Annotated in this window: 6 protein-coding genes; 4 read left to right on the top strand and 2 right to left on the bottom strand. The window is 40.2% G+C overall.

Annotation, left to right across the window (positions count from 1 at the left end; genetic code table 11):
- Window positions 1-269: 269 nt before the first annotated feature.
- Window positions 270-1,292 carry a YHYH protein gene (locus tag C200_RS13100; protein WP_016211343.1) on the top strand — a complete coding sequence of 341 codons (1,023 nt, stop codon included), beginning with the start codon at window positions 270-272 and terminating at the stop codon, window positions 1,290-1,292.
- Window positions 1,293-1,299: 7 nt separating this feature from the next.
- Here C200_RS13100 and C200_RS13095 read toward each other — a convergent pair whose 3' ends face one another.
- A complete protein-coding gene (locus C200_RS13095; protein WP_016211342.1) occupies window positions 1,300-2,982 on the bottom strand; it encodes a methyl-accepting chemotaxis protein in 1,683 nt (560 codons plus the stop codon).
- A gap of 160 nt (window positions 2,983-3,142) precedes the next feature.
- Window positions 3,143-3,961: a substrate-binding periplasmic protein gene (locus C200_RS13090; protein WP_016211344.1), complete on the bottom strand. Its 819-nt coding sequence runs from the start codon at window positions 3,959-3,961 to the stop codon at window positions 3,143-3,145.
- A 213-nt stretch (window positions 3,962-4,174) separates the two neighbouring features.
- Here C200_RS13090 and galE point away from each other — a divergent pair, with 213 nt between their 5' ends.
- Genes galE through C200_RS13075 form a run of 3 tightly spaced genes read left to right on the top strand, consistent with a single transcriptional unit; the run spans window position 4,175 to window position 6,041 of the window.
- Window positions 4,175-5,158, top strand: coding sequence for a UDP-glucose 4-epimerase GalE (galE, locus tag C200_RS13085; RefSeq protein WP_016211347.1), 984 nt, complete (start codon window positions 4,175-4,177; stop codon window positions 5,156-5,158).
- On the top strand, window positions 5,151-5,372 hold the full coding sequence (locus C200_RS13080; protein WP_016211340.1) for a hypothetical protein: 222 nt from the start codon (window positions 5,151-5,153) through the stop codon (window positions 5,370-5,372). The genes galE and C200_RS13080 overlap by 8 nt, the downstream gene beginning before the upstream one ends.
- Before the next feature lie 27 nt (window positions 5,373-5,399).
- Entirely contained in the window at window positions 5,400-6,041 is a 642-nt protein-coding gene (locus C200_RS13075; RefSeq protein ID WP_016211346.1) for an RluA family pseudouridine synthase, read from the top strand.
- Window positions 6,042-6,205: the final 164 nt, after the last annotated feature.

Here is a 6,205-nt window from a genome sequence, read left to right as displayed (position 1 = left end):
AGGTAGCGACGCTTACGAGATGAGCCACCACAAATAACGGCGATATTAAGCAATATTGTTTTTTCTATCATTGCTCTAGCTACATTAATAAATTTTTAGAGTAGTCTTTTATTTATACTGTAGCACAGTGAGTACGCTTGCTTCGGATTTTTTTATAGGTGATATTATGTGTGCTGTAAACTGACTTTATTGATAAATATAAGTTGGATATCAGATATCAGTTAGATTAAGTTGAAAATAAAATAAAAATTAAGGAAGGTCACTAAAATATGCATCAGGTTACAAGAATTAGCCTATTAGGTTTTATGACCATTGCTGTTGTCACTTGTACTTCACCGTCTCACAAGTTAAATGCTGAATCACACGCGGCTGCTTATCAGGTGACTGCACAGGCAGGGCAGGATATTACTAATATGACATTAACCAAGCGTAGTAATCACTGTGTAGACTATGTTGGGCAATATCACGCGATTGCTGAAGATGATCATAATCACCAACATTATACCGCGTATTTAACAATTAGTACCTTGGATGATAAGTGTGTTTTTACTAGCAATGCAATTCCTAATCATACGTATAATGATGGTAAAGCAAGCTTGCCAAATGATGTAAAACCACAATATCAGGTGTATCAAATCACACAATCGCCAATGGTTGCAGCACACACTACGCCTTTATCATTGCGTCAGGATAATGCGATTTTCCTAAATGGGGTTAAAGTCGATGTGTTAGCAGCCGGTTGCTATGGTGTTGGTGATGGGCGGATAGGTTGTAATAACATGAACCAGCCCTGGCGTTATGATCCTATTTATCGCTTGAGCATGTTTGCAACCGATAGCCATCATGCGCATGCACAGCCAGATGGTACCTATCATTATCATGCTGCACCGAGTGCGCTTTTTTCAGAGCACGGTCATGCACCTTCCCCGGTGATTGGTTTTGCTGCCGATGGCTTTCCTATTTTTGGTTCATTGATTGATGATCATGGTAACGTTCGTCCGGTAACATCCAGTTATCAGCTGCGCACTGGGTCACGGCCAAGTGGTGCGGGTAATCCAGGTGGTCAGTATGATGGTCGTTTTCGTGATGATTATATTTATATGAAAAATTCAGGCGATTTAGATGAATGCAATGGCATGACGGTTAATGGTGTGTATGGTTATTATATTACGGCAACATTTCCCTATATTTTAAACTGTTTTAAAGGAACGCCTGACCCTTCATTTGATAAAAAGCGGCCAGAGCACCAGCGCCACCACCACCGAAGACCTCCACAAAGAAGGCCCTGGTAAAGTAATTTTAAGCTCTTACTCTAAACGAGCCGACTAGACCTTTTAGTGTTGATGATATATCGCTCAGACCGTCTTTAAATTCAGCGGTTTTCTCAACACTGGCATCACCAAGCTCAGAGGCCGTACGAATTTGTGATGTTTTATCATTCATTTCTTTAAGTACGGTGTTTTGCTCTTGAACGGCATTGGAGATGTCTGTACTCATTTCATTGATTTTTTTCACAGCGATTTCAATTTCTTCTAATGAGGAGTCAGCGAGTGATACTTGCTCAACAACGGCTTTGGTGAGCTCTTGGCTTTGATTCATTATTTTTACTGTTTTATGTGAGCCAGATTGAAAATTATCCATAATGCCATGAATTTCCATCGTGGACTCTTGCGTTTGACCGGCAAGTTTACGCACCTCATCAGCGACGACAGCAAAACCACGGCCTTGTTCACCGGCTCGTGCGGACTCAATGGCCGCATTCAGTGCTAATAAGTTGGTTTGTTCTGCAATGGATTTAATTGATTCAAGGACTGAGTTGATATTATGACTGGCTTCATCCATTTCAGTAATCGCTTGCGCAGCGCTTTCTACCTGATCAGAAAGCTCTTTGACTTTATCGACTGTTTCACCTACGGTTGCTCGACCTTTGGTTGTTTGGTTAGTCACTGCTTTTATCTCTTCTGATGCCGCGTCAGTGGAGTCGGTCACGGTTTTAACCGAGTGGGTCATTTTATTCATCGTTGTTGCAACTTGTTCAGTATCGGCTTTTTGTTTGGAAATATTCTGATCCGTTGTGGCCATGACCTCAGACATTTCTTGCACCATGCCACCGAGTTGTTTTGTTGATGCATCTAATGCGGAGACTGTTTTAATAAATTGTGCTTGCATTTTTTTGATTGAGATTTGTACTTGGCTAATTTCATCTTTACCTTGAACCATTATCTCACTGGTTAAATCACCAGAGGCGACAACTCCAACATCATGAACGGTTGCGGATAAGCGTTTTAAAATATCGCGAGACACTAACCAGCTAATAAGAATGCTGATGACAATGGCGATAATAGACAGAATACCAATGATAGTAAATGCTTCTTGATCATGCTTTGCTGCGGTGTGGCTGGCTTTTTCAGTGAATTTTTCAATTTTATGGACGAGTTTTTTTAAGGTGCTTTTTAATAGCTCTTCTTCGTGGATGGTTTTCTCAATTAATGGTTCTACGCTAGTGGTATAGCCACTTTCAAGGCCAGAAAAAACTTGATCTGCGTGCTTTTTGTAGTCTTTGTGTATCTTTTTAACAGTCAGTAGTCTTTCTTTAAGCTGATTAAACTGCTGTGTTGCTTCTTCACTGTGGCTCACTTTTAATATTTTATTTAATAAGGTCGTTGTTTTATCAATTGATTGAGTGACTTTCTGATCTTCTTCATTAAAGTGATTGATTGTACTTTGAGCATCTTTTGATAATGCACGTAATCTCAATACTTTCTCATAAAGAATGGCCTGTTCGAATTGATGCTCAGCAGCAATAATTAGAGCATTTGTTAAAGGCAGGTCTTCATCAGCAATGGATTTAATCTCTTTACCAATCAGGCTTAAAGAATAAAGTGAGGTGATGACAATTAATACAAGCATTATCATCATAATCAATGAATTGGCGATAATTTTAGCTCGTACGGATAAACCAAGACTTAACTTATTTTTCACAGGACAACCCTTGCTTTGGTATGAAGCCTAACTATAAGCATAGTCATAAAAAGCAAGATTGATGGAACTTATAGAGGTAAACTTAATATAGTAAATAGGTCAATTAATGAGCCATGATGCTTGGGTTGCAAGGGCAGTATAACAGAGGAGATCTGAGGAGTTATTGAAAATATTTTTGCTTTAACTGATCTATAAAGGTTTTATCTTTTTTAGCCTTATCTAAGCCTTGTTGATAAATGCTGATCGTGGTATCACTCACCGAGAGGTTAAATGCATAATAAAGTGGGCTACGTTTTAGGATGTAAATAATTTTGTAGTCTTCAGGGTTAACTTTATGTTGGCGCATCAGGTAGAGCGCGCCTTGTTTAGAATAAGCAAAAATTTCTGCTTGGTTGGTATTGATTGCGTTAATTATATGCTCAAAGCTTTGATATTGCTTGATTTGTTGCGATAAAATATTTTCATTCGCAAGTAAGAGAGCTCCAATATCATTGCGAATGGCTGCATAGCGATAGTTGCTTAAGTCTGTTTTGCTAAATATGTTGATTTTCGAATTTTTTTTAGTAAATAAAACGATGGAGTGATCAGTAATTGGGCCGACCCATTTGAATAGTGCTAGGCGCTCTTTTGTTTTTGTCATCGAAAATAGCATGTTTTTAACCTTAGGCTCTTGTATCAGCGCATAGGCTGTTGCCCAGGAAGTAATTTTGATGTTACTGATCGTCTGTGGTGCGTTAATGCGCTTAAATACGGCATTGAGCAAATCCACAGCATAACCTGTTAATTGCGCGCTTGCTGGGTCTTTTTTATTTGGATAGATAATATAGTTATAGGGAGGAAATATTTCGGTATAAATGTCTAATTTTTCAATTTTTTCAGTGTTCTTAATACTTTCAGCTGAATAGGACAGTGAAGTTGAGAGCAGTGCTATCAGTATGAGAATAAAAAGTGAAAATAATGTTCTTGTTAAGCGTGTCACTGAGGTTGCCTTTAAATAAACTAAATTATCGGGGAATGGTTGGCTTTGCTTTAATCTTAGTTAAAATCTGCTTGAAGTCTTGATACGTTGTTTTGATTAGTGTGTTTATTACTGGCAAGCATTGTAATAAGCTGCAATTGATGTGGTTCTTCGGTATGATAGCCTTGATTTTAAGTGTGTGTGAAGTGTATGTGATAAGACTTGGGAAAAATAATGAAGTCAGTTTTAGTTGTCGGTGGTGCAGGATATATAGGCTCTCATATGGTGCTGTGTTTACAGCAAGCAGGTATTCATACTGTTGTTTTAGATGATCTATCTTCAGGCCATAAAGAAGTTATTGCAGCGATTAAAGGCTGTGAGTTGGTTCAGGGTGACCTGGGTGATAAAGCCTTATTGCGCCAGTTATTCCAGCGCTATCAATTTGATGCAGTTATGCATTTCGCTGCATTTATTCAAGTCGGTGAGTCTGTCGAAAAACCGGCCATATATTATGATAATAATGTAGTTAAAACATTGAGCTTATTGGATGTGATGCGTGAGTTTGCAATATTTAATTTTATCTTCTCATCCACTGCTGCGGTCTATGGCGAGCCGCAATATAGCCCAATTGATGTTCATCACCAGAAAGCACCGGTTAATCCGTATGGCCGGACTAAATGGATACTTGAGCAGATTCTCGCTGATTATGATGTCGCGTATGGTTTAAAATCAACCTGCTTGCGTTATTTTAATGCTGCCGGTGCGGACCCGGAAGGGCGCACGGGTGAATGTCATGACCCTGAAACGCATTTGATTCCATTAATTTTACAGGTGGCAGCCGGCAAGCGTGAGAGCATTGCTGTCTTTGGCCGTGACTATGACACACCAGATGGCACCTGTTTACGTGACTATATTCATGTCAGTGATTTATGTGCAGCGCATTTACTGGCTTTAGAAAAAATGATGAAAACCGGTCAAAGTGCACGCTATAACCTCGGCAATGGTCAAGGCTTTTCAGTACAGCAGGTGATTGATGTAGCGATTCAAGTGACAGGTAAGAAGATTAAGGTGGTTGATGCTCCGCGTCGCCTGGGTGACCCGGCTCGACTAATCGCTGATGCGAGCTTAGCTGTGAAAGACTTAGCTTGGCTGCCGAAATTTGCTGATTTATCTACGATGATTGAGCATGCTTGGCAGTGGGAGTTGCGCGATGAATAGTTTGGCATTAATGCAGCAGGTGTTATTAGAAGCGCCAGCATTGATGTTAACGGGGCTTAATCCTGAGCGCAGTTTAGAAGAGCGTGCAGATATGGTATCTGCCCAATCTTTAGCAGACTTTGAGGCCTTATTAAAAAACCAAACACTTGGAGAAGCCGTTGCTCCGGGCATTGTGCTTGCGGTAGAGATTGCTAGAAAGAAAAAGCTAGTATGATAAAGATTAATTGAGTGTGATGCGTGTATGAGTGAGTTTTTGAAAATATTATATCGTGATGATGAGATTATTGTGGTGGATAAGCCGAGTGGTTTGCTCTCTGTACCGGGTGTATTAGCTGAGCGTTGGGATAGTATGGCCACACGCGTGCAGTCGGTTTTGCCTGGTGCCCGTGTTGTTCACCGTTTGGATTGTGATACCTCAGGGGTGATGGTGATGGCCTTAACGGCTGCCAGTCATCGAGAAATGAATCGGCAATTTCGCGAGCGTGAAGTGGCTAAGTGTTATTTGGCATTGGCCTATGGTCAGATTGAACAAGATACGGGTACGGTAGAGTTACCTTTAATTAAAGATTGGCCGAACCGCCCGAAGCAAAAAGTATGCTTTGAGCAAGGCAAAGAAGCGATTACACATTGGCAAGTGCTGGCGCGCCAGCAGGACTATACCTATGTACAACTCATGCCAGTGACGGGGCGTTCTCACCAATTACGTATGCATATGAAAGAAATGGGTCACCCTCTGCTTGGTGATCGCTTTTATGCGCCGGAACCTGCATTGACTATGGCCAAACGTTTGCAGTTACATGCCCATCGTTTGAGCTTTCAACACCCTGTGACAGGAGTCGTCATGGAGTTTGTTGCGCCGACCTCATTAGCATTCACATTATAAACAATCTACAGCTATTTTTTTCTATTTTTTCTCGTTGTAATAAAAACTAACACCTAATGTATTAATGCTTGCTTCAGTCTCTTTGTTGGGTAATCTAAAATAGCTCTTGAAATTGAAGATTTAGATTAAAGCATAAGTTTTAATAATTAACGTGAGTTCGATAT

This window comes from Piscirickettsia salmonis LF-89 = ATCC VR-1361 (assembly GCF_000297215.2).
Taxonomy (GTDB): Bacteria; Pseudomonadota; Gammaproteobacteria; order Piscirickettsiales; family Piscirickettsiaceae; genus Piscirickettsia; species Piscirickettsia salmonis.
Note: the sequence above shows the minus strand (reverse complement) of the source record. Positions and strands in the feature narration are given on the sequence as shown.